This is a genomic window from uncultured Azohydromonas sp., assembly GCF_937926365.1.
Taxonomy (GTDB): domain Bacteria; phylum Pseudomonadota; class Gammaproteobacteria; order Burkholderiales; family Burkholderiaceae_C; genus Azohydromonas.
The window spans coordinates 1-24,173 of record NZ_CALAOH010000129.1; the positions used below are offsets into that span (position 1 = coordinate 1).

Consider the following 24,173-nt stretch of genomic DNA (forward strand, 5'->3'; position numbering starts at 1 on the left):
CCGGCCAAACAGCTGCTGGACGATCCGAAGGTGAGGGCGGCGTACCTGGGCGAGTAAGACTCAAACCGTGGAGTCCGTCGCACCGGCTCCGCGGTTTCGCGGACGGGCGCGCGCCGGCTGACTATCCTGGAAGTCAGCAGACGGAACACACATGGAACGCGTAGCAGTCCTCGACTTCGAGACCACGGGCATCAGCCCGAGCCAGGGCGACCGGCCCACGGAAATCGCCATCGCGGTGGTGGAGGAGGGCCGCATCGTGGACCGCTTCCAGAGCCTCATGAACCCGGGCCGCCGCATCCCGGCCTTCGTGACGCAGCTCACCGGCATCACCAACGACATGGTCGCCAGCGCACCCAAGGTGGCCGAGGTCATGCGCGAGGCGGCGCGCTTCGTGGGGCCGCTGCCGGTGGTGGCGCACAACGCCTCCTTCGACCGCAAGTTCTGGGTGGCGGAGCTGCAGCGGCTGTCGCTGGACGCCGATTCGCCCTTCGCCTGCACCATGCTGCTGGCGCGGCGGCTCTATCCCGAGAGCCCGAACCACCAGCTCGGCACGCTGGTGCGCACGCTGCAGCTGCCCCAGTCCGGCCGTGCCCACCGCGCCATGGTCGATGCCGAGATGGCCAGCCACCTGTGGTGCCGCATCGGCGCCGACCTGGCACGGCGCTACGGCGTCGTGCCCGTGAGCCACGCGCTGCTGGCCCGCGTGCAGGCCACGCCCCGGGCCAAGCTCGACCTCTTCCTCTCGCAGCTGGACCAGACGGTGTGAGCCTCCGCTGAGTTATGTTATTTGCTAATGTTTGGCATGCCGAGTTTTCAATTGTGTTAATTGAGGGGAAACCCTAATCTTCAGTCCATCGAAGTTCTGAAGATTCACAAGGGGTTCCACATGACCGCCATCACCGTCTCCGCCTACAGCCGCACTGCCCCGCGGGGCGCCGTGATCGCCGCCGACGTGTTCGTCTGGCTGCTGGACAAGCTGCACCTGTCGGCTGCGCGTGCCGCCCAGGCCCCGGCCAACGCCGCCGCCGACCGCGTGATGCCGAGCGGCGCTTTCCCCGCCTGAGTGGTGCTACCTGGCAGCGGCGGCAACCGCCGTCCGCTGTCTGCCGCCGACCCCAGACCGGGTCGGCTGGCGAAGCCGCACCGGCCGGCTCCAAGCCGGTGAAACAGGCCCTGCACAGGGCCAACATGAAATTCGGGCCCGAGGGGCCCGAAGTCGTTTACAGCCTTCCGAGGCCGTTGCGGCCTCGACGGAACGGCGGCTCACTCAGCTCTGCGCACCGGCGGCGAGCGCCGCCTCCAGCATCACTTCCGCCGCGCCGCGCGCCGTCTCGGCGGCCTCCGCGCCGCCACCCATCTGCGAGGCGGCCAGCGCGCCGTCATAGAGCAGCGTGAGCTGCCGCGCCAGCGCGGCGGGATCGGCCACGCCGGCCTCCCGCGCCAGCGAGGTGAACAGCTCGCGCAGCCAGCCGCGCGCGTCGTCGCACACCGCCTTCACGCCGGCGCTGGGCTGCGTCTCGGCGGTGACGCGCGTGAAAGGGCAGCCTTTGAAGCCCAGCGTGGACATCGTCTCGCACAGCCCGTCGAACACACCCAGCAACTTCTCGCGTGGCGTGCCGTAGCGCGCCAGGCGCTGCGTGATGCGCGACTGGCGCGCCTCGTGCCGGGCCTGGAGATAGGCGCGTATGAGCTCGTCCTTGCTGCCGAAGCAGTCGTACAGCGAGGCCTTGGCCACGCCGGCGCGCTCGATCACGCGGTCGATGCCCACGGTGTGGATCCCGCCTTCGTAGAACAGCTCGTCCGCCGCGGCCAGCAGCCGCTCCCGCGCGGAGCGGCGTTCCGGTTCGGCATTGCCTGCATTTCGTTTCGTGGCCATGGTTTGAATTTACCAGACAGGTCTGTACACTTCAAGCAATCAGACAGATCGGTCTGTTCATTCATGCCTTACCAGGAGTCACCATGACCCGTGCCACGCCCGTGCCACTACCCCCGGCGTCCTCGCCGCGAGCGAGGCGGCTACCGCCCAAGGCGGCCTTCCTGCTCAAGGCCTCGATCGCGCTGAGCTTCCTGGCCGGCTCCGCGGCGCCCACGCCGCTGTACGCGGTCTACCAGGCGCAATGGGGCTTCTCCTCGACCATGCTGACGGTGGTGTTCGGGGTCTATGCGCTGGCGGTGCTGCTGGCGTTGCTGGTGGCCGGCCGGCTGTCGGACCACGTGGGCCGGCGCCCGGTGCTGATCGCCGCCGCCGCGGCGCAGGCGCTGACCATGGTGGTGTTCGCATCGGCCACCGGCGTGGGCGACCTGCTGCTGGCCCGGGTGCTGCAGGGCCTGTCCACGGGCGCCGCGGTCGCGGCGGTGGGCGCCGGGCTGCTGGACCTGGACCGCACGCGCGGCGCCGTCGCCAACGCCGTGGCGCCGATGCTGGGCACGGCGCTGGGCGGCATCCTGGCCGGCTCGCTGGTGCAGTACCTGCCGCAGCCGACGCACCTGGTCTATGCCGTCATGGGCGCGGTGTTCGTGCTGCAGGGCGTGGCCGTGCTGTTCGTGAGCGAGACCGCCGAGCGTCGCCCCGGGGCGCTGGGTTCGCTGCGTCCGCAACTGAGCGTGCCGGCGCCGGTGCTCAAGCCGCTGCTGCTGGTGACGCCGGCCATCGTGGCGTCCTGGGCCGTGGCGGGCTTCTACGGCTCGCTGGGGCCGACGCTGCTGCGCAGCCTGGCCGGGTCGGCGTCGTTCCTGCTGGGCGGGCTGGCGCTGTTCATCCTGGCCGGCAGCGGGGCGCTGGCGGTGCTGGCGCTGCAGCAGCGCTCCGCGCAGTGGCTGTTGCGCATTGGCACCAGCGTGCTGCCGGCCGGCCTGGCGGTGGTCATGGTGGCGCTGGCGCTGCGCTCCGTGGCGCTGTTCCTCGTCGGCACGGCCATCGCGGGAGCGGGCTTCGGCACGGCGTTCCAGGGCGCGCTGCGCACGCTGGTGGGGCCGCTGGCCCCGCACCAGCGCGCCGGCGTGCTGTCGGTGCTGTTCATCGTGTCCTACCTCGCCATGGGTGTGCCGGCGGTCGTGGCGGGCTGGCGCCTGGCCCAGGGCGGGGAGATCCTTGCCATTGCCCAGGCCTTCGACGGCGTGGTGCTGGCGCTGGCGCTGATGGCCCTGCTGGGCTCCTTCGCGCGGCGGGAAGCGGTGGTGGCCTGAGCCGCGGCAGGGGGCCTACCCGGCGTCAATCCCATTGGCGCCCGGACTCGGCTGATGCCTGGGCGCCGGCACCTCATTCCGCGTCCCGCAGCAGCGACTCCAGCAACCGCGCCACGTGCACCGCCTCCCGCTGCGCGCCATGCGCCACCTGGTGGCGGCAGCTGGTGCCGTCGGCCACCACGATGGCGTCGGGCTGCTTGCGCAGCGCCGGCAGCAGCGACTGCTCCGCCATCGCCATCGACACCTCGTAGTGCTTCTCGTCGTAGCCGAAGCTGCCGGCCATGCCGCAGCACGAGCTCTCGATGAGCTGCGGCTTGGCGCCGGGGATCAGCCGCAGCACCTGCATCACCGGCTCCACCGCGCCGAAGGCTTTCTGGTGGCAGTGCCCGTGCAGCAGGATGGGCTTGTCCACGCCCTGCAGCGACAGCGCCAGCCGGCCCGCCTTGGTCTCGCGCGCCAGGTACTCCTCGAACAGCAGCGCCTGCGCCGCCACCTTGCGCGCCGGCTCGCCCAGGCCCAGCGCCAGCGCCTCGTCGCGCAGCGTCAGCAGGCACGAGGGCTCCAGCCCCACCACCGGCACGCCGGCGTCGGCAAAGGGCGCCAGGGCGCCGACCAGGGCCGACAGCCGCGTGCGGGCCTCGTCCACCATGCCGCCGGCCAGGAAGGTGCGGCCGCAACAGTGGTGGCCGCCGCGGTCGCCCTTGTCCAGCACGTGCACCGTGCAGCCCGCGCGCTGCAGCACGCGCAGCGCGGCCAGCGCGTTCTCGGTCTCGAAGCTGGCGTTGAAGGTGTCCACGAACAGCACCGCCGCCGGCTGGCCGGCACGCGCCGCCGCCAGCGTGGCTTCCATCGTCGCGCCGCGGCGCGACTCCGGCGCCCGCCAGAAGGTGTCGGTGCGCCATTGCGGCAGCGGACGCCTGGCGGTGATGCCCAGCACCCGCTGCGACAGCCGGGCCAGCGCGGGCACGCGGTCGCGCAGGTTCAGCACCGCGGCCCAGCGCGCGGCGTGCGGCGCGTAGTCCGGCAGCCGGGCAATGAACTTGTCCTTGAGCGTGTGGCCGTGGCGGCGCTTGTAGTGCGCCAGCCACTCGGTCTTCATGCGCGCCATGTCCACGCCGGTGGGGCAGTCGCGCTTGCAGCCCTTGCAGCCCACGCACAGCTCCATGGCCTCGCGCACGGTCTCGCCGGTGAAGGCGTCCGCTCCGAGCTGGCCCGACAGCGCCAGCCGCAGCGTGTTGGCGCGCCCGCGCGTGAGGTGCGTCTCGTCCCGCGTGACGCGGTAGCTCGGGCACATGGTGCCGGCGTCGAACTTGCGGCAATGCCCGTTGTTGTTGCACATCTCCACCGCCTTGGCGAAGCCGCCGGTGGTGTCGCCGCCGGTGCCGGGCGCGGTGGTCTGCTCCGTCACGGGATCGTTCTGCACGTCCCACGCGGACCAGTCGAGCACGGGTTTCAGCTCGATGGTGCGGTAGGGCCGCGACGACTGGGGCGGCGCAAAGCGGAAGAGGGACCCGTCGTCCATGCGCGGCGGGTCGATGATCTTGCCGGGGTTGAACAGGCCGATCGGGTCCAGCCGCTCCTTGATGGCGCGGAAGGCATCGTTGAGCGCGGGACCGAACTGCCACTCGATCCACTCGCCGCGGCACAGCCCGTCGCCGTGCTCGCCGCTGTAGGCGCCCTTGTAGCGGCGCACCAGCGCGGCGGCTTCCTCGGCGATGGCGCGCATGCGCTGGGCGCCGTCGCGGCGCATGTCCAGGATCGGCCGCACGTGCAGCGTGCCCACCGACGCATGCGCGTACCAGGTACCGCGCGAGCCGTGGCGCGCGAACACTTCGGTGAGCGCATCGGTGTACTCCGCCAGGTGCTCCAGCGGCACCGCGCAGTCCTCGATGAAGCTCACCGGTTTGCCGTCGCCCTTGAGGCTCATCATGATGTTGAGCCCGGCCTTGCGCACCTCCCACAGGTTCTTCTGCATGGCGTCATCGGGCATCTCGACCACGCTGCCCTTGAGGCCCAGGTCGCCCATGAGCGCCGCCAGGTCGGCGAGCCTGGGCAGCAGCCCGGCCTTGTCGCCGCCCGCGAACTCCACCAGCAGGATGGCGGCGGGCTTGCCGATGAGCGCGGTCTCGATGGTCGGACGGAAGGCCGGGTTCGAGAGGCTGAGCTCGATCATGGTGCGATCGACCAGCTCCACCGCCGTGGGCCCCAGCTTGACGATGTGCTGCGCCGCGTCCATGGCGGCGTGGAAGGTGGGGAAGTTCACCACGCCCAGCACTTTGGCGCGCGGCAGCTCGGCCAGCGCCAGCGTCAGCGTGCGCGTGCAGGCCAGCGTGCCTTCCGAGCCGATGAGCAGATGCGCCAGGTTGACGCTGCCGTCACCGGTGTAGGGCCGCTCGTTCTGGTTGTGGAAGATGTCCAGGTTGTAGCCGGCGACACGGCGCAGCACCTTGGGCCAGTGCTGCTCGATCTGCTCGCGGTGGGCCAGCGCCAGGTCGCGCACGTACTCGCCGATGGCCCGCGCGCGCGCGCCCGCCTGCGCCATCGGGCCGAAGTCCACCTGTGAACCGTCCGAGAGCCAGGCGCTGGCGCCCAGGACGTTGTGCACCATGTTGCCGTAGGCGATGGAGCGCGAGCCGCAGGAGTTGTTGCCCGCCATGCCGCCCAGCGTGGCCTGCGCGGCGGTGGACACGTCCACCGGGAACCACAGCCCGTGCTGCTTGAGCTGCGCGTTGAGGTGGTCCAGCACGATGCCGGGCTCGACGGTGGCGGTGCGCTGGGCCGGGTCCACGTCCAGCACGCGGCGCAGGTGCTTGGTGTGGTCGATCACCAGCGCCGCGCCCACGGTCTGGCCGCACTGGCTGGTGCCGCCGCCGCGCGGTAGCACCGGCACGCGCAGCTCGCGCGCGATGTCGATGGCGGTGCGCACGTCCGCCTCGGTGCGCGGCACCAGCACGCCCACCGGCATCACCTGGTAGATGGAAGCGTCGGTGGCGTAGCGGCCGCGCGCGCCGATGTCGAAGCGCACCTCGCCCTGGGTCTCGGCACGCAGGCGCTTTTCCAGCGCGAGCGACACCTCGTTGGCCACCGGCTCGGTGCCGCGCGGCAGCAGCCGCTGGGGTGGTTCCATCTTCATGCCTGTTCCCCTTGGGCCGTGGCGGACGCGAGGGCGCCGCTGTTGATCATGCTCAGCACCGTGTCGCGCTTGCGCTGCAGGTGCGCCACCAGCACCGCCTTGAGCCCTTCGGCGTCGCGCGCGGCCAGCATCTCGATCATTCGGCCGTGTTCCTTCACGGCCTCCTGCCACTTGGTGCGTTCCTGGTTGGTGCGGAAGCGCAGCGACTGCACCCGCGCGTTGAGCGCGCGGTAGGTGCTGGTGAGCACCGGGTTCTTGGCCGCGGCGTTGATGCCGTCGTGGATCTGGGCGTTGAAGCGGTAATAGCCGGGCAGGTCGCCGCGCGCATGGCAGGCCAGCATCTCGTAGTGCAGCGCGCGCAGCTCGGCCACCTCGGCGTCGGTGATGCGCTGCGCCGCCAGCTCGCCGGAGAGGCCTTCCAGGCTGGCCAGCACCTCGAAGGTGTGGCGCACGGTTTCCTCGTCCATCTGCACCGCCACTGCGCCGCGGTTGGGCAGCAGGTCCACCAGCCCCTCGGCGGCGAGGGCGCGGATCGCCTCTCGCAGGGGCGTGCGCGACACGCCCAGCCGCTCGGCCAGCTCGCGCTCGTTGAGCTTGGAGCCGGGCGCGATGCGCCCCTCCACCAGCATGTCGCGCAGCCGCGTCGCCACCTGCTCATGCAGGCTGCGCCGCGCGATCTCGATCACTTCAGCCATGGCATTAGAACCTCCGCCCCTATTTTTGCATGCAACATGCAATTCCTATTTTCTAAGCATGGTGGGGTTGTCCCTGGGGTGTATTTGGCATTTTGTATGCAAACTGAATAGCGAAAGGACGGACCCATGCAGACTCTCGACGTTCACCCCACCGGCCGCCACTTCCTGCAGATCCCGGGGCCCAGCCCGGTGCCGGACCGCATCCTGCGGGCCATGAGCCTGCCCACCATCGACCACCGCGGCCCGGAGTTCGGGCTGTTGGGCAAGCGCGTGCTCGCCGGCATGCAGCAGGTGTTCCAGACCCGGCATCCGGTGGCGATCTACCCGGCCTCGGGCACCGGCGCCTGGGAGGCGGCGCTGTCCAACACGCTCAGCCCTGGCGACACCGTGCTCATGTACGAGACGGGCCACTTCGCCACGCTATGGCGGCGCCTGGCTGAGCGGCTGGGGCTGGAGGTGGAATTCCTGACCTGGCCGGGCAGCGATGCGGTGCTGCCGGAGGCGCCGGGCTGGCGCCAGGGTGTGTGCGCGGACCTCATCGAGGAGCGGCTGAGCCGCGACGGCGCGCACCGCATCAAGGCCGTGTGCGTGGTGCACAACGAGACCTCCACCGGCGTCACCTCCGACATCGCCGCCGTGCGCCGCGCCATCGATGCCGCGCGCCACCCGGCGCTGCTGATGGTGGACACGATCTCGGGCCTGGGCAGTGCCGATTTCCGGCACGACGAGTGGGGCGTGGACGTGTCGGTCAGCGGCTCGCAGAAGGGACTGATGCTGCCGCCGGGCATCAGCTTCAACGCGCTCTCGCCCAAGGCGCTGGAGGCGTCGCGCGGCGCCAAGCTGCCGCGCTCGTTCTGGGCCTGGGACGAGATCGTCGAGATGAACGCCACGGGCTACTGGCCCTACACGCCCAACACGAACCTGCTCTACGGCCTGTCCGAGGCGCTGGACATGCTGCTGGGCCAGGGCCTGCCGCAGGTGTTCGCACGCCACCAGCGCTGGGCCGCGGGCGTGCGCGCCGCCGTGCAGGCCTGGGGGCTGCACATCCAGTGCGCGGACCCCAAGGTGTATTCGCCGGTGCTCACCGGCGTGATCCTGCCGCCGGGGGTGGATGCGGACGCGGTGCGCAAGCTCATCCACCAGCGCTTCGACCTGTCGCTGGGCACGGGCCTGGGCAGGGTCAAGGGCCGCATGTTCCGCATGGGCCACCTGGGCGACAGCAACGACCTCACGCTGGTGGCGATGGTGGCCGGCGTGGAGATGGGCCTGAAGCTCGCCGGCGTGCCGCTGGCCGGCAGCGGCGTGCAGGCCGCCATGGAGCACTTCGCGGCCTCGGCGAGCCCGGGGACGCCGGCGGATGCGGGCGGCTGAGGCCGCCCGAAGCTACGACACGGCAAAAACAAGACGGCAAGCCGCAACGAAGCTGAGGTGCCACCACCACGGTTTCGTTCAGGCACCACGCCAGAGCTGACACGCCACCACCAACACTTCGTCATCCCCGCGAAGGCGGGGATCCAGGCGGTCCCACGCCAGAGCGGAAGCGACAACGCAGGCGCGGCAAGGCCGTCAGGTCCTAGCGCGCTGCCCGCCTGCTCACGGCCGACGTGGGGGCCGCCTGGATTCCCGCCTTCGCGGGAATGACGAAGTAGGAAGCGGAGCGGGACAGCTCACGGCCTCCCTCTGATCCATCGTTCTATTCACTCCGCCTGCGCAACCGCACCCTGCGCGCAGGCCTGATCCCGCGTTCCTGCATTTCCCCACCTTCTTACGGCGACAGACCAACGAGAGGAGACAACCATGCAACGCAGAACCTTCGCGGCCGCGGCCGCCGGCCTGCTGGCCGCCCCCTGGGTGCACGCGCAACCGGCCTTTGGCGGCCCGGTGCGCATCGTGGTGGGCTTCGCGCCCGGCGGCGGCACCGACATCCTGGCGCGCGTGCTGGCGCAGAAACTCGGCGCCATGTGGGACACCCAGGTGCTGGTGGACAACCGCGCCGGCGCCAGCGGCACGCTCGCGGCGGACCTGGTGGCCAAGGCGCCGGCCGATGGCCTCACGCTGCTGATGGCGCACATCAACAGCCATGCCATCGCGCCCTCGCTGCTGTCCAGCGTCAAGTACGACCCGGTCAAGGACTTCTCGCCGCTGGCGCTGGTGGGCATCACGCCCAACCTGCTCATCTGCAACGAGAAGCAGGAGGCGCGCACGGTCAAGGACATCGTCGAGCTGTGCCGCAAGAACCCCGGCAAGATCAGCTTCGGCTCCGCCGGCACCGGATCGGCGCAGCACCTGGCGCTGGAGATGTTCAAGCTCGCCGCCCATGTCGATGCGCTGCACGTGCCCTACAAGGGCTCGGGCCCGATGATCACGGACCTCATGGGCGGGCAGATCCACTACAGCTTCGACACCATGACCGCCGCCACGCCGCACGTGAAGAGCGGCAAGGCCATCGCCATCGCGCAGACGCGGCCGCAGCGCGCCAAGGGCCATCCCAGCGTGGTGACCATGGCCGAGTCCGGCTACCCCGGCTTCGACGCCACCACCTGGTACGGCCTGGTCGGTCCCGCACGCATGGCGCCGGGGCTGGTCAAGCGCATCAACGAGGACATCAACCGCGCCCTGGTGATGCCCGACGTGGTGGAAAAACTGGAGCAGTCCGGCGCCGAGGACGGCGGCGGCACGGCCGAGAAGTTCGCCGCGTTCATCCAGGCCGAGTCCCGCAAGTGGGCCAAGGTCATCAAGGACGCCAACGTCAAGTCCGACGCCTGAGACCCGGCATGAGCAGTATCCAACGCAACCTGAACGGGGCCCCGCGCCCCTTGCCCCTGGCCGGCGTGCGCGTGCTCGACGTCAGCCAGGTCATGGCCGGTCCCTATGCCTGCATGCTGCTGGGCGACCTGGGGGCCGACGTGATCAAGGTCGAGCCGCCCGGCACCGGCGACCAGACCCGCGGCGCCATGGGCTTCAAGCTCAAGGGCAACGATTCGCTGGGCTTCATCAACCTCAACCGCAACAAGCGCAGCATCGCCATCAACCTCAAGTCCGAGGCGGGCAAGGCAGTGATGCGGCGCCTGGTGGCCGAAGCCGACGTGCTGGTGGAGAACTACCGGCCCGGCGTGCTCAGGAAGCTGGGCTTCGGCTTTGATGCCTGCCGCGAGATCAACCCGCGGCTGGTCTACGCCAGCATCTCCGGCTTCGGCCAGAGCGGGCCGTGGTCCGACCGTCCGGGCTTCGACTTGATGGCGCAGGCCATGTCCGGCGTGATGAGCGTCACCGGCCATCCCGACTCGCCGCCGGTGAAGGCCGGCGTGCCAGTGGCCGACATCGGCTGCGGGATGCTGGCGGTGTACGGCATCCTGGGCGCGTACATCGGGGCGCAGAAGAGCGGTGAAGGGCAGTACGTGGACGCCTCGCTGTTCGACACCGCACTGGCCTTCTCGGTATGGGACATCTGCGACTACTGGGGCACCGGCCGCGTGCCGGAGCCGGTGGGCACCGCCAACAAGATGAGCGCGCCCTACCAGGCCGTGGCCTGCGCGGACGGCCACTTCGTGATGGGCGCCAACAACCAGAAGCTGTGGTTGCGGCTGTGCCAGGCGATCCAGCGGCCGGACCTGGTGAGCGACGAGCGCTTCGCGGACATCGCGGGGCGGCTGCGCAACCGTCCCGCGCTGATCGAGGAACTGGAGAAGACCTTCAGGACGAAGCCCAAGGACTACTGGGTGGAGACGCTGCTGGAGGTGGGCATCCCGGCCGGGCCGATCCTGAACTACGCCGAGGCTTTCGACAGCGACCATGCACAGGCGCGCGGGATGCGGATGGAGATCGACCATCCGGTCGAAGGCCGGGTGCCCAACATCGGCTTCCCCGTGAAGCTGTCGGGCACGCCGCCACGGGTGCACCGGCATCCGCCGCTGCTGGGCGAGCACACCGACGAGGTGTTGTCCGAGCTGGGCATTTCAGGCGCCGAGCGTGCCGCGCTGGCACAGCAGGGAGCCTTCAGCCATGAGTGACGACAGCGCACGGGCCGCCGGGGCGGCCGACGAGGGACGCGTGCGCCTGTCGCTGCGCGAGGGGGTGGCCGAGGTGGTGTTCGATCGCCCGGCCGCGCGCAACGCCATGACCTGGGCGATGTACGAGGCGCTGGAGGACATCTGCCAGCGCCTGGCGGCGGACCCCGAGGTGCGCGTGGTGCTGTTCCGCGGCGCAGGCGGGCAGGCTTTCGTGGCCGGCACGGACATCGCGCAATTCCGCGACTTCGGCGGCGGCGCGGACGGCGTGGCCTACGAGCGGCGCATCGACGCGCTGATCGACCAGGTGGCCTCGCTGCCCATGCCGACGCTGGCGCTGGTGGAAGGTTTTGCCGTGGGCGGCGGGCTGGCCATCGCCACGGCCTGCGACTTCCGCCTCGCCACGCCCGATGCGCGCTTCGGCGTGCCCATCGCGCGCACGCTGGGCAACTGCCTGTCCATCGCCAACGTCGCGCGGCTGCGCGACGCCTTCGGCACGCAGCGCGTCAAGCGCATGCTGTTGCTGGCCGAGTTGCTGGGTGCCGATGAGGCGCTGGGCTGCGGCTACCTGCACGGCGTGTTTGCGCGGAACGCCATCGATCAGGAGGCACGCACGCTGTGCGCGGCGCTGGCCGCGCTGGCGCCTGTGACGCAGGCCGTGTCCAAGGAGGCGCTGCGCCGGCTGGCGCAAGCCGCGTTGCCGCAGGCGGAGGATTTGATCCGGCGCTGCTACGGCAGCGATGACTTCCGTGAAGGCGTGTCGGCGTTCACGCAGCGCCGGCCGCCAGCGTGGAAGGGACTTTGACGGCTTCTCCCGTCTGAGCGCTGGGCAGGCAGCCGAGCGCTTCGCCTCCGTCCTCTACCGCCCCGCCTCGAAGAGCGGGGCGTTTTCAATGACGCGGGTGTGCCGCAAGGCTGCGTCGCCGGATCACCAGAAGCGGCCGCCGCGCTGCAGCGCCACCGGCTGGCCGCCCGTGTAGCGCTCGCGCAGCGCCCAGACCTCCCGCCGGACCTGCGCGAGCGACATCTCGCCGCGCGCGGCGCGGCGTTCGAGGTCGGCGAAGGCCATCTCGTAGTCAGGATGGGCTCCGTGGCGGCAATCCTTGGTGTTGCTGGCGTTGTCCATCGGTGGTGGCGATAGCTGATCTGGTTGGGCGTGGTGCCTCTTGCAGAACAAGAGGCGCGCCGCGGAGGGTCATTTGGAAGGCCGCGGTAAGGTTTTTAGGCAAACCGCGTTCCAGGCCTCAGCGCCTGCATCGCGGGTGCTTTGGCCCTCCGGCGCCCTCAAGCCTTCCTGGTCATGAAGCATGTCCCAGCGGCAGGTGTTTGCGCGTGTGGGAAATGCGCACGGGTTTTTCCGGACCGGGTGCGTGCTTCATATGGAAGCGCCGTTGCGCTCCTTTGCATGAGGAGCTGATGCAGGCATCGTCCATGGCGTGCGGCGGCAGATGCGGTCTCAGCGGAATTCCCTGATGTAACCGAGGCGGCAAGGCGTCGCAGCCGATGCGCAAAAGATGCCTGGCCTGCAGTGCCGACCGGGCAAGTCGTACCGCACAAACCGGCCCACGCTACGCCGACCTGCGTGCCGCCGCAGCCCTTCGAGGGAGGGGTCCAAACCGGCCCGGCGATCCGGTCACATTGACCGACAGGAGGCAACGATGGCGACCAATCGATGTGATCCCCGTCACGAGGGCTACAAGGCTGGCGGCTACTTTGGCGGCAGCTGCCCGTACCCCTCCGGCTCGGAAGATGCCCTGGCCTGGCAACACGGCTGGGAGGAAGGCGCGAAGCGGCACAGGAGCACCAGAGGCCTGGAGCGACAGCCGACGGCGCGGTGGCAGAAGCTCCTCAAGCGGCTGCGCAAGCTGGTGCCCTCGCCCCATTGAGCAGGCACGAACCCGGCTGATGCGGCATCCGGGGGCGCAAGCGCCCCAAAGTTACCCCCGTTTGCTGTGGACAACTCTGTGGCGTACCTGCCTGCCATGAGCTCAAGCCGTTGATTCACATAGGCATTCGGTCGCTGCACAAAAATTAGGCATCCGGCGCCATTCTGGCCCTGACGCCCCCGGTGCCGGAAGCAGGGTGGCACATGGAAAGCCAATCGCTCCATGCGTGCGCAGGCATGGAGCCCACGACAGCAGTACCGCCTTCGAAGAAAAAAAGCCCGCGAATCCCCACCGGGTCGGGGCGAGGTTCCAAGCCGCGGATGCAGCGGTTCCCGTGGCGGGGTGGCTGCTACGTCAAGTTCGATGCGTGCTCAACCCTTGTGACACGAGGCTCGGCCCGGCGAGCCGTCGCGTGCTCCTGCGGCGCTGCCTGCGCCCATGCCAGCTCGACCAGGAGGCCCCCGTCGTCGCTGGCGCGCAGTCCGTTGAAGGTCGCGGGCCAGGCTTCCAGCCGGGACTCCAGCCCGTCGATCATGGAGAAGCACACCTGGACCGCGCCCGCGTGCGCTCCGTCGGGCCCCAGGGCGCCGCGCAGGTCGTCGGTGGTCAGGCATTTCATCCCCGCATCGGCCAGGCCCTGGAGCATGCCCAGCCTGGGATCCACGGCGGCGTACCGCGCCAACGGGTCGAGGTGGGCGTTGAAGTCGCCGGCCACGCACAGCGCGTGGTCCGGATACTCGCGGGACAGCCGCAGCCATTCCGCGCGTTGGCGGTTCACGGCGTCCTGGTGGCGTTGCCAGGACAACGCCTGGCGCTGCGCCACGCCGCCATGCGCGTGCGTGATGACGGTGCCGTAGACGAGCAGCGGTCGGCCCAGCGCGGCCACTTCCAGCCGCGCGGCGACGGTCAGGACCGGGTCTTCCGTCGCGATGGGACTCAACGGGAACTTGGACCACAGCACGACACGATGCTCGCCTTTCTGGCGGAAGTCCACGTGGGGCGTGGAACTGCGCACGTAGCCGCCCGCAGGCACGTTGGCGTCATGGGCCTCCGTGAGGATCCAGATGTCGGCCTTACGTTGCCGCAGAACTTCGAGTTGCCTGGGGATGCGGGTGCGATGGAACGCGCCCGAGCGTCCGAGGTTCCAGGTGCCGATCCGCAATGAGTCCAAGGTCGCCTTCCCCTTCCATCGCTGCGCTTCCACCACCTTGGCGCCACGGGCGGACAGCCCGCTGCAATGGCAAAGCCTTGTTGCAGTCCACTCGATCCCAAGCTGAAAGCGGAGCAACGCGCGGGCCTGCCCGGCGAGGCCCGGATGCTGGGACGGGCAGCGAGCGGACGCACGCTGCCAACGGACATCGAGACCCGCGCCGCGCGGCATGATCGGCGGCCTGCCGGTCAAGCGCAGGAGGAGCCTCTACACATGAAGATCATTCGCGCCCGGGAGTTCCAGGCCGACAGGGCTTGGGGAGCGATGGACATCGCCAGGATGGACGGCATCACGACCCGACTGCACTGGACCGACCAGCCCTATCGCTGGCACGTCAACGATGGGCAGGAGGTGTTCGCGGTGCTCGACGGCGTGGTCGAGATGCGCTACCGCGTGGAGGGCGTTGAGAAATCAACGCTCCTGGAGACGGGCGACATCTTCTTCGCCGACGAGGGCTGCGAGCACGTGGCGCATCCCCGCGGGCCGGCGCGGGTGCTGGTGGTCGAGAAGGAAGGGTCCGTCTGAGCCGGGCGCCCTGCCCTGGGGCCCTCGCCTGCCGCGGGCGCTATGCCGCCTGCGCCGCCTCTTCGAGCAAGGCGCCCAGGGCCTGGTGAAGCCGCGCAAGGGCCTGGACGTCCAGCGTCGTCCTGTAGCGGGTGTGGTGTGCCAGCGGCTGGCGGGCATTGTCGAGCCAGCTCGCCACCCGGACGTCGAAATGCCCCGGCTGTGCTTCGATGGGCGTGAGGGTGATCTGCTCGCGGTAGTTGCCCGAGGCCACGAGTGGACAGCGCAGGGCCGGCTCGGCCGGTGCTTGCAGAGCGGTGGAAGAAGACATCTTCTTTCTCCTCTTTAGCCGCGTTCGACGGGTGTCGGGGGCGGCAATCCGGATCAAATCCCCCCAAGCCGTTTGCCTGCAGCGGCGGGCCGGCCCGGGCCCGGAAACGAAAAAGCCTTCCGGTTTCCGCGGAAGGCCGACGCTGCTTGTGCCCGCTTGGTTGCCTCGCGTGGAGGCCACATTCGCTTTCGCGGTCCACCTTGCCCGGGAGGCAGGTTGGCTTGGGCGTCGGCCCAACTCGGAATGTCCTTGCGCAGGTTAGCAGCGGCTGCGGGCGTCGGGCAAGCAAGACCCCTGGAGCGCTCAAGGCATGCCGGCTTCCGTCTTGTCTTGAGGCCGCGACAGGGCCCAAACCCAGCTGGTTGCGCCAGCATCGGTCCATGCGTGCGCACCGGCGTCTCTGGCGGGGGTGCGTCGCACGCGGGATGGTTGCGCGTGCGCTCACCGGTGCTCGAAGGCGCAGCCCCGAGGCGCCTTCTCCCCTTCTCCTCCAACGAAAACCGAGATGCCGTGATCGCGAATGCCGAAACAGGTTCTGAGCACTCGGCCGACCTCGTGGCAGGCATTCGAACGCCAGCGCAGCGGAGGAAAGGAAAGGCAAACATCAACAACATACGAGTTTCCACAAACAAAAGCTCTCCTCACCTATTCCCCTCTTCCTGAAACGCCAACAACTATCTTTCCCTTTCCCGCTTTCAACCCCACTCACACGGCAGGACTCCAAGCGACTCAGGTCTTCATGCACAAACGGACGAGACAAGTACCGATGAGTCCATCGGGAACAGCACACTCTCGTATGTTGTAGCTAGCAAGGCCTACCAATATGGAGCTTGCGCAATGCCGACGTCGGCGTTAGCGCCAGGCACGCCCAAGAAGTGCGAAAGCGGCTCTCAGGCCGCTTCGTTTTTCGCCAAGCCCTTGATTTAAAAGGGTTCGTACTTTCCTAATCGCCTTTCAGGAGCGTACCGAGTCCTTCAATGCCTCGGCGGCCATGTCCTGCAGCAGGGCATCGATGCGCTCGATCGCCTTGGCCATGTCCACTCCTTCAACAGCGAAGTCCACGCGCACCGAGCTGCCCATGGCACGCCGCTCCGCGAACTTGAAACGACCGGCCAGGATGCGCCGCGCACTGGCCGTCGCCTTGGGCGCGCGCGGCACGGCACGCGCATGGGCCACGGCCTGCTGCTGTTTCAGCTCTCCCTGGATGACCAGACGCACCGCCTCCACCACCCGGTCATCGCGCTCGCCACCGGAGAGCCGCGCCAGCTCCTTGACGAGCTTGACGCCGATGCGCTGCGGATGCGCGCCGATCTCCGCCAGCGCCTCCTTCGGCAGCCGGGAAAAGGCGAACAGGTCGCTCACCAGCTGGTCGGACACACCGGCCAGGCGCGCGAGCTCGGACTGGGACATGCCGGTGGCTTCCTGCTCGCGCTTGAAGCCCTGCCAGCGCTCATAGTCCGAAAGCTCCTGCGTGATCAGGTTGGCGAAGAAAGCCGCGCGCTCCACCTGCTCCTCGGCCAGTTGCAGCACCGTGACGGGAATGGTGGCACGCCCCATGTCGCGGTAGGCCTGAAGCCGGTTCTCGCCGCTGACCACTTCGTAACGGCCATCGGGCTTGGGTCGCACGGCAATCGGATGCACCAGTGGATTGACACGCAGGTTTTCCCGCAGCTCGGCATAAGCCTCGGCCGTGAGCTGGCGCCGACGCCCCGGCACGCTGTCGAGCAGCTCCAGCGCCAGCTCAGCAGGCGGCCGCTGGTCCAGCTCGGCTTGCAGCGCCGCGGCACGGGCCTCGGCGTCTTCCACGCGCTTGACGGCGCCCGAGAGCAGCGCCTTGCTCGGGGCGGTGCCACCGAGGAACTCTGGCTTGGTGTCGGCCGGCACGGGCAGCGGCGCCGCCGACGCCGCGGAAGCCAGGCTGGCCTTGAGATGCTTGAAGCTCATTGCTTGCTCCTCCAGACCGTTGCCTGGGTCAGGTTGTCGATGATCCTCGCCACCTCGTCGCTGGCGTCGCGCAGCTTGGTGTAGGTGCGGGCGCTGCCCTCGTACTTGGTCATGTCGTAGAGGGTGCCGAACTGCAGGCCGCCCAGGCTGGCCACCGGGCTGCGCGGGATCTCCACCGGCAAGATGTACGGCCCGTAGGTCTGGATGATGCGATCGCGCACCAGGGAGCTGGCCACGTTGGTGGCGTCAGTCTTGTTGAGCAGCACGCGCATCCAGGCGAAGCGTTTGTCCACCCCGAAGCCCTCGCGCAGCGTCATCAACAAGTCCTGTAGCAGACCCCAGTACGCCACCGAGGACGCGTAGTCCAGGTTTTCCGGCGGCAGCGGCATGAGCAGCCCGTCCGCGGCCATGGCAGCGTTCACGGCCATGTAGCTGAGGCTGGGTGCCGTGTCGATGAGGATGTAGTCATAGGCCTGCGCCAGCGGCTGCAGCGCGGTGTGCAGCAACGCCCACCACGCGGAGTCGGCACGCGCGGCCAGCTGCGGCAGCGCCGCCTCGGCCGCGAACAGGTCGGGCGTGGCCGGCACGATGTCCAGACCGTCCCAATAGCTTGGCCGCACCGCGTGCCGCAGGTCCTTCGGGGCGTCCTCGCCACCGGTGAAGATCGACAGCGCCGTGTCCTTCTCTTCCACGTCGGCGCCGGGCAGCCAGCCCGCCAGTGTGGTGGCCGAACCCTGCGGGTCCAGGTCCACCACCAGCACGCGCCGGCCCATGAGCGTGAGCGCCTGCGCCAGGTGCATCGTCGTGGTCGTCTTGCCGCTGCCGCCCTTGAAGTTCACCGTGGCAATGGTCGCGGCGGGTACGCCCTCGGCACGCGCCGGCAGCGCGCTGAGCGCCTTGATCCAGGCCCGCGCCTCGGCCAGCGTGTACGCGCGCCGCCCGCCCGCAGTGGGCACGCCCTGCGGCAGCCCCCGCTCCGGACGGGTACGCAAATAGTTCTGGTGCTTGGCGTCAATGCCGCACAGCGCAGCCACCTGGCCTCCATTGAAGACCGGCGGTACCTTGCGCGGTTGCGGTTCGAACATGCGCTGGCGCAGGTCGCCCAGGAAATGCCGCGCGCTTGAGTTGAGCGCATGCAGCGATTGCAGGTCGAAGGCCTGTGGCTCAATGTCTGGCATCAAATCCCCGATTCGTACTTTGGGCGCGATTCTGATGCTTGAGCTCTAATTGCTGCAACTTTGGCGATTGGCGAATTGTTGCACTCGCGCATCACGGCTTTTGTGCCAACCACGTTGCCCCGGAATCACGACCCCGTGGCGATGGTGACGGCCTTGTGCACGCGTCGGACCGGCCAGACGCTGTGCACCGGCAAGGTGACTTTCCTGTGTACCTGGCTTGCCAATGCGGGCCGGCTACTTCACCAAGGTGACGGATTTGTGCGCGCCTCTGACGGCGACCAGGCCAAGATGTCCCCTGAATAGGAGCACCTGCTGCACAAAAACGTCACCTTGTTCCCGACAACGCGTGAGACCGCCACGCGCTGCCAGCACGCACAAAAACGTCACCTTTGCCGGTGTTCTTCATCAAGCGTTCCGGACGAAGCGACGAGTCCAAGTGAACTTCGCTGCTGGCTTGCCGTGCTTTGCATTCGGGCTTGGAAACCAGGACTTCTCAGCGGCCTGCTAGCTAGCCTTTAAATAATTAAAAAGCAAGCAAGCATTAAGAGGCCGAAAACATGAATCAAATCAAAGGCTTGGCATGAGAAAGGTGACGTTTTTGTGCTGTTACCCCCGGCAAGGTGACGTCTTTGTGCTCAAGGTGACGTTCTTGTGCGAAGCAAGGTGACGTTTCTGTGCGCGAAGGTGTACGGATTTGTGCTGGAAGGGGGACGGATTTGTGCAAGGTGACGTTTTTGTGCGCGAGCCTGGCAAGTACCTGTCACGTATGGCATTTCTGGACTTGTCCACGGCCAAGGTGACGTCCTTGTGCTCCAAGGTGACGGATTTGTGCCTTGTTCCCTTGGTGCTGCAAGGCAGGGGCCCCAGGCGGGACGGGGTGGCGGTGGCCCTTGCGGGGCCCTTCGCAGGCAAGGTGACGTTCTTGTGCGCGAAAGCCGCCAAGGTGGCCGCGTTGTGCCACGCGAAGGGCAGGGCGCGGTGCCGGTTCCCAACGGCACCGCGCTGCTGACCGGTGCGCGAGGACGGGGCCCAAAGGTGACGGCTCGTTTGACGGGCGTCACTTTTCTGCCTAGCCTCGCGCCTTCACCCCGCCGCGCCCTCGACCGAGCCCTTCCGTGCCCAAACCGCCCCAGCGCCTAGCCACCAGCGAGCAGTACGCGCTGGAGCTGTTCCAGGAGACCGTCGGCCGCAAGGGTGCGGCCGCGACCATCGCGGACGCCGACAAGGACCTCACGTTCAAGAAGAACAACGTCTTCATCGACGTCGGCGAGCTGAGCCTGCTGGGGCGGCGCAGCCTCAACGTGATGGACTTCCTCGCATCGAGCGCGCCGCCAGAGGTGACGGACTTCGATTGCGACCTGGCGCTGTTTCGTTTCCTGCTGAACTACGACAGCCGCAACTACAAGCACATGCGCGAGGCACTGCGCGAGACGCAGAAGTCCACCGTGCTGGTCGAGGTGGAGCACGCGAACGCGCGCGCCGGCGCCGAGGTCAAGGACTTCGTCTCCATCTCGCTGGTGAACATGGTGGCGGTCACCAGCGGGCGGGTGTACTTCCAGTTCCATCCGGCCATCCGCCGGCTGCAGAAGGACCAGCGCGGCTACACCTTCCTGTCGCTGCGCACCACGTCAGCCTTTTCCTCGCAGTACGCGCATGCGCTGTACGAGCGGCTGCGCTCGGTGGCCTTCAAGGGCTCGCCCACGGAATGGCTGACTGTGGACGAGGCCCGGCGCTGGGCTGGCGCCAGCGGCGACAAGTACGCCAACGAGTTCAAGGCCTTCAAGCGCCGGGTGCTCGAAGTCGCCAAGACGCAGATCAACGAGCTCTCCGACCTGCAGGTGGAGTACGAGATGCGCTCCTCGCCGGGTTCCAAGAAGGTGACGCACATCCGCTTCTCCTTCCGCGAGCAGGAAGGCAAGGGCATGCAGCTGTTCCACGAGTCCGAGGCGCGCAAGGAGCTCTACAACACGTTGCGCGGCGAGTTCGGGCTGGGCACCGGGGAGATCGAGGACATCGCGCGCAGCCCGCACGAGTTCACGCAGGACCGCATCCAGGCCGCCGTCGCCTTCGTGCGCCACCGCATGAAGAACGGCGGCAAGAAGGTGCACGCGCCGGGCAAGCTGCTGGTGAAGGCGCTCAAGGAAGGCTGGACCATTCCCTCGGCCGAGCTGGAGGACGCACTGCCCACGCCGGCCGCCGTGGCTTCGGCCCCGGCTGGCGAGCGCCCGGCTCCGGCCGCAGCGGTGGCGGTGGCGGCCGCCGAGCCCCCCGATGCGGCCACCGCGGCCCTGCAGCGCGAATACGAGCAGGGCGGCGAGCGGGGCTTCGAGGCCTATCTGGGCCTGGACGAGGCCGCGCGGGCCGCCCTGCTGGCATCCTTCGCCCGGACCGCGCCGTTCCGGGCGCTGCAGGCACAGCTCAAGCGGCCCAAGGGGCCGGTCACGGATGTCGAGCTGCGCGCGAACGAGCGCTTGCGCTTCGCCTTCGGCCAGCACGTGCTGTCGGCCCTGAAGAAGGCCGCCCGCAGCGAGCGCGCCGAGGGCCGGCCCCAGACCAGGCTGTTCGAGCGCTGAAGGGCCCGTGCCGGTACGTCGTCCCGGCGCGAAACCTGTGTTTCATGGCACCGGGATGCCGTTCTCAGCGGCCCCGGCGTACCGTTCGCTGCTGAGAGCCATCACCGCAGGGAGTCATGCAATGCCAGGGATCGACATGGAAGAGGACGTCCCCACCGGCTGGGTGAAGCCGGTTGCCAAGCCCACCCGCGAGTCGCTGCTGGCGCGCGTCGCCGAGTTGCGCGCCGAACTGGCGCAGGCCGAGGCGCAGCTCAAGGCGATGGAAGACGACGCCCGGCTCGAAGCGCTGGTCAAGATCCGCAACCTCATGCGGGCCTTCGAGCTGACGCTGGAAGACCTGGGGCTGGAAGCGCCGCCGCCCAGACGCCGCGGCCGGCCGCGCAAGCAGCCGGACTGAGCCCGCCCGCGCTCGGCTCCCGCCGGGCGCCGTATCCGCGACACGCCGCCGCGCCCCGGCCTGTACTGCAGGCCGGGGCGCGCGCTTTTGCGCCGACGCACAAGCGCGCACGCCCCGGAAAGTGAATCGGTATCGACCCGCCACCACGCCTTGTTTCTTAAGAATGTGGCAGAAATGCCGCATATGTGTCTGTTCCCTTACATTTGGCGGGCCGTGAGGTTACAAAGCGTGCGCCGGTGATGGCAGCGCGCTCTACACGCCAGCCTTCCCAGATTTGAAAGCGAACACCGGAAGACGCTTGGTCACGGGCTGCCTCCAGTTCTCACTCCAACCCGAATCAAGGAACGGACATGACCAGAGTTATTCCCGGTGTCGAGATCAACGTCGTCAAGGAGGTCGTCCCACCGCAGCTGGCACCGTCCGGCGTGCTGGGGCTGGTGGGGCTGACCGAGACGGCCTTGACCCGCACCGAGCGGGCGTCCAGCTGGAACCGCTTCCTCGAAGTCGCCGGCCCGGCCTCGGCCTACAGCCTGCCCGAGGCGCGGCTGGCGCTGGGCAATGGCGTGTTCGAGCTGGTGCTGGTGCCGCTGCAGTCCTCGGTGGCCAAGCGCGCGGAGCAGGGCGCGCTCAAGCTGGAGGCGCGCGCGCCGGGTGTGTGGGCCAACGGCTACAAGCTCAAGGTCAGCAGCCGCAATGGGAAATTCGACCTGGAGGTGCGGCTGCCCGGCGCTTCCGACAAGGACGCGCCGCTGGAGGTCATCCGCGACCTGGAGGACGCCCAGGCGGCGCAGAAGCTGGCCGCGGCCTCGGCGGTGCTGCGTGCGCAGGACAAGGTCAAGCTCGTCGCGGGCGACTACACCCTGGCCGGCGGCGCCGATGCCTCGCCCAAGGAATACATCGATGCGCTGGCCGCGCTGCAGGACGAGTCCGACGTGGACCTGGTGCTGGCCGCGCTGCAGGACTTCGGCGACGCGGCCAAGGTGGCCGAGGTCTACAGCGGCGTCATCAGCCACTGCCAGCTCATGAGCAGCGACAGCAAGGGCCGCATCGGCTTCGGCCAGGTGCCGCCGGGGGCCACGCAGGAGGCAGCCAAGACGCTGGCCACCAAGCTGCTGTCCGACCGCTTCGTGCTGCTGGCGCCCCACGGCGTCGTGGGCGCCGCGGCCGGCCGCGTGGGCAGCCTGGACTACTTCCAGTCGCCCACCTTCAAGGCGCTCACCGGCGTGACCTCGCTGAGCCGCGCCATCCCGCTGGAGGAGCAGGGCCAGCTGCTGCAGGCCAACGTGGTGCCGGTGGTGGAACAGCGCGGGCGCGGCGCGATCGTGCTGCGCGGCCTGACCACCGACGGCGACCAGATCAGCGTGCGCCGCGTGGCCGACCGCGCCGTGCGCGGCGTGCGCCGCATCGGCGAGCTCTTCATCGGCCGCCTCAACAACGAGGACGGCCGCGGTGCGCTCAAGCAGAAGCTCGCGGAGTTCCTAGCCCAGATGCAGAAGGACGGCGCGCTGGTGCCTTCCACCGACGGCAAGGACCCGGCTTTCAAGGTGGACGTCTATTCGTCTCAGGCCGATTTCGCCCAGGGCATCGTGCGCGTGGCCATCGCCGTGCGCCCCGTGCGGGCCATCGATTTCATCTACGCGACCATCCTCGTCCAGGTCTAAGGAGCGCTAAGCCATGGCAACGGTGTTTTCATCCAACCGCAGCGGGGTTCTCATCGACGGGCAGGCGGTGGAAGGCCTGCAGTCCCTGGCGTTTCGCGTGGTCACCGAGCGCGAGGACGTGCGCGCGGTGGGCAGCAGCGAGCGCATCACCGTGAGCTTCGGGCTGCGCACGGTGCAGGGCGAGATCGTCGTGAAGTCAGCCAACTACGTGCTCGACACGCACCTCAACGACCAGACCCAGTTCAACCTGGTGGCCAACCTGAAGAAGGACCAGGCCGCCGACGCGCCCAAGCGCACGCTGTCCTTCGAGGAATGCTTCGTGGAAGGCAAGTCCTTCGGCATGGAGGCCGGCGGCGTGGCCGTCACCACCTACGCCTTCACCGCGACGCGCATCCGCGAGGAATGACGGCGGGTCCGATGCACATCGGCATCGACGGCCGCGAGTTCGCGCTGTCCTTCGAGGGCTTCGATGCGCCGCTGCGGGCCACGGCCCCCGGCGGGCGCGGCATCACCCTGAGGCCCTGGCGCTTCGGCCGCCACCTCGCCGCGCTGGACCGCTGCGCCCAGGCCACGCCCACGGGGCTGGCGCTGGATACCGCGGCCTTCGCGCGCGAGGTGCTGGACGACAGCGCCGTGCCCGACGCGCACGCGGACGATTTCCACGGCCTGGCGCTGTGGTGGGCCAGCGGCGGCGGCCGGGACCGGCCCGCCACCGCGGCGGCGGACGGCGAAGTGCGTTGCGGCGCCGTGCGCGCGCGGCTGCGCCCGTGGAGCGGTGGCGAGCGGCTGGCCGCCGTGGCCGCCAGCCGCGAGCAGGACGGGGAGGGCGGCACGCGCTTCCACCTCGGCCGCTACCTGCGCGCCATGCTCGCGTGCAGCGTGCAGGCGCTGGAGCCGCCCGGCACGGTGCTGGAGGAGCTCGACGCCGCCACCGGCCAGTCGCTGCTGCAGGCGGTGCTGGCGCTCAACGTCGCCGATCCCGAGGCGCTGTACGCGCCGGAAGCCGCGCGCCAGACGCTGCGCCTGTGCCGCGAGCTGGGCTGGACGCCCTCGCGCGTGTGGGCCACGCCCGCTGTGGAGCTGGACCGCCTCGATGCACTGCTCGACCGCGCCGCCCCGGCTACCGCGCCCGTGCCCCCACCCAGGCCGGCAATCAGCCGCTCCTCGCGCCTGGCCGACCAGCCCGACGCGGTGGTGATCCGCATCGAGGACGACTGATGGACGGCGTGTTCCGCTCCGATCAGCTGTCGCTGAAGCTGCTCGCGCCGCTGCGCACCGTCCTGGGCGACGTGGAGCGGCTGCTGGACGTGGAGCCGGACCCCAGCCGCCTGCCCGCCGACGCGGCACCGCCCGACACCGCCATGCCCGCGCCGGGCGAGGACGCGGCGCCCGCCGCCGTGGCGTCGTCCACGCCGCCGGCATCGGCAGCGTCCACCATGCCAACGCTGCCCCCGGCGCCGGTTTCGAG

21 protein-coding genes, 1 pseudogene and 1 riboswitch are annotated in these 24,173 nt (G+C 69.2%); of the genes and pseudogenes, 14 read left to right on the forward strand and 8 right to left on the reverse strand.

Annotated features, from left to right (window positions below):
• Nucleotides 1-151 precede the first annotated feature (151 nt).
• Both Q0741_RS13775 and Q0741_RS13780 read left to right on the forward strand, forming a co-directional pair.
• Nucleotides 152-766, forward strand: coding sequence for a PolC-type DNA polymerase III (locus tag Q0741_RS13775; RefSeq protein ID WP_298233778.1), 615 nt, complete (start codon nt 152-154; stop codon nt 764-766).
• 120 nt (nt 767-886) lie between these two features.
• Nucleotides 887-1,063: a hypothetical protein gene (locus tag Q0741_RS13780; protein ID WP_298233779.1), complete on the forward strand. Its 177-nt coding sequence runs from the start codon at nt 887-889 to the stop codon at nt 1,061-1,063.
• Nucleotides 1,064-1,267: 204 nt separating this feature from the next.
• Here Q0741_RS13780 and Q0741_RS13785 read toward each other — a convergent pair whose 3' ends face one another.
• Nucleotides 1,268-1,876 (reverse strand): TetR/AcrR family transcriptional regulator, encoded by a 609-nt coding sequence (locus Q0741_RS13785; protein WP_298233780.1) that lies wholly within the window; start codon nt 1,874-1,876, stop codon nt 1,268-1,270.
• Nucleotides 1,877-1,959: 83 nt separating this feature from the next.
• Here Q0741_RS13785 and Q0741_RS13790 point away from each other — a divergent pair, with 83 nt between their 5' ends.
• On the forward strand, nt 1,960-3,186 hold the full coding sequence (locus Q0741_RS13790; RefSeq protein ID WP_298233781.1) for an MFS transporter: 1,227 nt from the start codon (nt 1,960-1,962) through the stop codon (nt 3,184-3,186).
• A 73-nt stretch (nt 3,187-3,259) separates the two neighbouring features.
• On the opposite strand, the gene Q0741_RS13795 is transcribed toward Q0741_RS13790, so the two are convergent.
• A complete protein-coding gene (locus Q0741_RS13795; RefSeq protein WP_298233782.1) occupies nt 3,260-6,319 on the reverse strand; it encodes an FAD-binding and (Fe-S)-binding domain-containing protein in 3,060 nt (1,019 codons plus the stop codon).
• Nucleotides 6,316-7,014, reverse strand: a complete 699-nt coding sequence (locus tag Q0741_RS13800) for a GntR family transcriptional regulator (RefSeq protein ID WP_298233783.1) — start codon at nt 7,012-7,014, stop codon at nt 6,316-6,318. The genes Q0741_RS13795 and Q0741_RS13800 overlap by 4 nt, the downstream gene beginning before the upstream one ends.
• Nucleotides 7,015-7,140: 126 nt before the next feature.
• Between Q0741_RS13800 and Q0741_RS13805 the strand changes: the two genes are divergently transcribed.
• From Q0741_RS13805 to Q0741_RS13820, 4 genes are all read left to right on the forward strand, one after another.
• Nucleotides 7,141-8,385 carry an aminotransferase class V-fold PLP-dependent enzyme gene (locus Q0741_RS13805; RefSeq protein ID WP_298233784.1) on the forward strand — a complete coding sequence of 415 codons (1,245 nt, stop codon included), beginning with the start codon at nt 7,141-7,143 and terminating at the stop codon, nt 8,383-8,385.
• Nucleotides 8,386-8,811: 426 nt separating this feature from the next.
• Nucleotides 8,812-9,780 carry a tripartite tricarboxylate transporter substrate binding protein gene (locus Q0741_RS13810; RefSeq protein WP_298233785.1) on the forward strand — a complete coding sequence of 323 codons (969 nt, stop codon included), beginning with the start codon at nt 8,812-8,814 and terminating at the stop codon, nt 9,778-9,780.
• A gap of 8 nt (nt 9,781-9,788) precedes the next feature.
• A complete protein-coding gene (locus Q0741_RS13815; protein WP_298233786.1) occupies nt 9,789-11,024 on the forward strand; it encodes a CoA transferase in 1,236 nt (411 codons plus the stop codon).
• Nucleotides 11,017-11,826, forward strand: a complete 810-nt coding sequence (locus tag Q0741_RS13820) for an enoyl-CoA hydratase/isomerase family protein (protein ID WP_298233787.1) — start codon at nt 11,017-11,019, stop codon at nt 11,824-11,826. Before Q0741_RS13815 ends, Q0741_RS13820 begins: the two co-directional genes overlap by 8 nt.
• 123 nt (nt 11,827-11,949) lie before the next feature.
• On the opposite strand, the gene Q0741_RS13825 is transcribed toward Q0741_RS13820, so the two are convergent.
• Together Q0741_RS13825 and Q0741_RS13830 are read right to left on the reverse strand one after the other, a co-directional pair.
• Entirely contained in the window at nt 11,950-12,147 is a 198-nt protein-coding gene (locus tag Q0741_RS13825) for a hypothetical protein (RefSeq protein ID WP_298233788.1), read from the reverse strand.
• Between the two features lie 1,109 nt (nt 12,148-13,256).
• Nucleotides 13,257-14,309, reverse strand: a complete 1,053-nt coding sequence (locus tag Q0741_RS13830; RefSeq protein WP_298233789.1) for an endonuclease/exonuclease/phosphatase family protein — start codon at nt 14,307-14,309, stop codon at nt 13,257-13,259.
• Nucleotides 14,310-14,330: 21 nt separating this feature from the next.
• Between Q0741_RS13830 and Q0741_RS13835 the strand changes: the two genes are divergently transcribed.
• Nucleotides 14,331-14,642, forward strand: coding sequence for a cupin domain-containing protein (locus tag Q0741_RS13835; protein ID WP_298233790.1), 312 nt, complete (start codon nt 14,331-14,333; stop codon nt 14,640-14,642).
• Between the two features lie 40 nt (nt 14,643-14,682).
• Here Q0741_RS13835 and Q0741_RS13840 read toward each other — a convergent pair whose 3' ends face one another.
• The 3 genes from Q0741_RS13840 to Q0741_RS13850 form a co-directional block, all read right to left on the reverse strand.
• The gene (locus Q0741_RS13840; protein WP_298233791.1) at nt 14,683-14,952 is read right to left on the reverse strand and encodes a hypothetical protein; all 270 of its coding nucleotides are present in this window, start codon (nt 14,950-14,952) and stop codon (nt 14,683-14,685) included.
• A gap of 146 nt (nt 14,953-15,098) precedes the next feature.
• Nucleotides 15,099-15,204: riboswitch (SAM-I-IV-variant riboswitch) on the reverse strand.
• 702 nt (nt 15,205-15,906) lie between these two features.
• The gene (locus Q0741_RS13845; RefSeq protein WP_298233792.1) at nt 15,907-16,896 is read right to left on the reverse strand and encodes a ParB/RepB/Spo0J family partition protein; all 990 of its coding nucleotides are present in this window, start codon (nt 16,894-16,896) and stop codon (nt 15,907-15,909) included.
• Nucleotides 16,893-18,074: a ParA family protein gene (locus tag Q0741_RS13850; RefSeq protein ID WP_298233793.1), complete on the reverse strand. Its 1,182-nt coding sequence runs from the start codon at nt 18,072-18,074 to the stop codon at nt 16,893-16,895. The genes Q0741_RS13845 and Q0741_RS13850 overlap by 4 nt, the downstream gene beginning before the upstream one ends.
• Nucleotides 18,075-19,189: 1,115 nt before the next feature.
• Here Q0741_RS13850 and Q0741_RS13855 point away from each other — a divergent pair.
• From Q0741_RS13855 to Q0741_RS13880, 6 genes and pseudogenes are all read left to right on the forward strand, one after another.
• Nucleotides 19,190-20,647 carry a replication initiation protein gene (locus Q0741_RS13855; RefSeq protein ID WP_298233794.1) on the forward strand — a complete coding sequence of 486 codons (1,458 nt, stop codon included), beginning with the start codon at nt 19,190-19,192 and terminating at the stop codon, nt 20,645-20,647.
• A 121-nt stretch (nt 20,648-20,768) separates the two neighbouring features.
• Entirely contained in the window at nt 20,769-21,044 is a 276-nt protein-coding gene (locus tag Q0741_RS13860; protein ID WP_298233795.1) for an H-NS family nucleoid-associated regulatory protein, read from the forward strand.
• Between the two features lie 350 nt (nt 21,045-21,394).
• Nucleotides 21,395-22,705 carry a phage tail sheath subtilisin-like domain-containing protein gene (locus Q0741_RS13865; protein ID WP_298233796.1) on the forward strand — a complete coding sequence of 437 codons (1,311 nt, stop codon included), beginning with the start codon at nt 21,395-21,397 and terminating at the stop codon, nt 22,703-22,705.
• A gap of 13 nt (nt 22,706-22,718) precedes the next feature.
• Nucleotides 22,719-23,111, forward strand: coding sequence for a hypothetical protein (locus tag Q0741_RS13870; RefSeq protein ID WP_298233797.1), 393 nt, complete (start codon nt 22,719-22,721; stop codon nt 23,109-23,111).
• Nucleotides 23,112-23,122: 11 nt separating this feature from the next.
• Nucleotides 23,123-23,923, forward strand: a complete 801-nt coding sequence (locus Q0741_RS13875) for a hypothetical protein (protein ID WP_298233798.1) — start codon at nt 23,123-23,125, stop codon at nt 23,921-23,923.
• Nucleotides 23,923-24,173: pseudogene (locus Q0741_RS13880) on the forward strand (hypothetical protein); the annotation flags it as partial. The gene Q0741_RS13875 and the pseudogene Q0741_RS13880, both read left to right, overlap by 1 nt.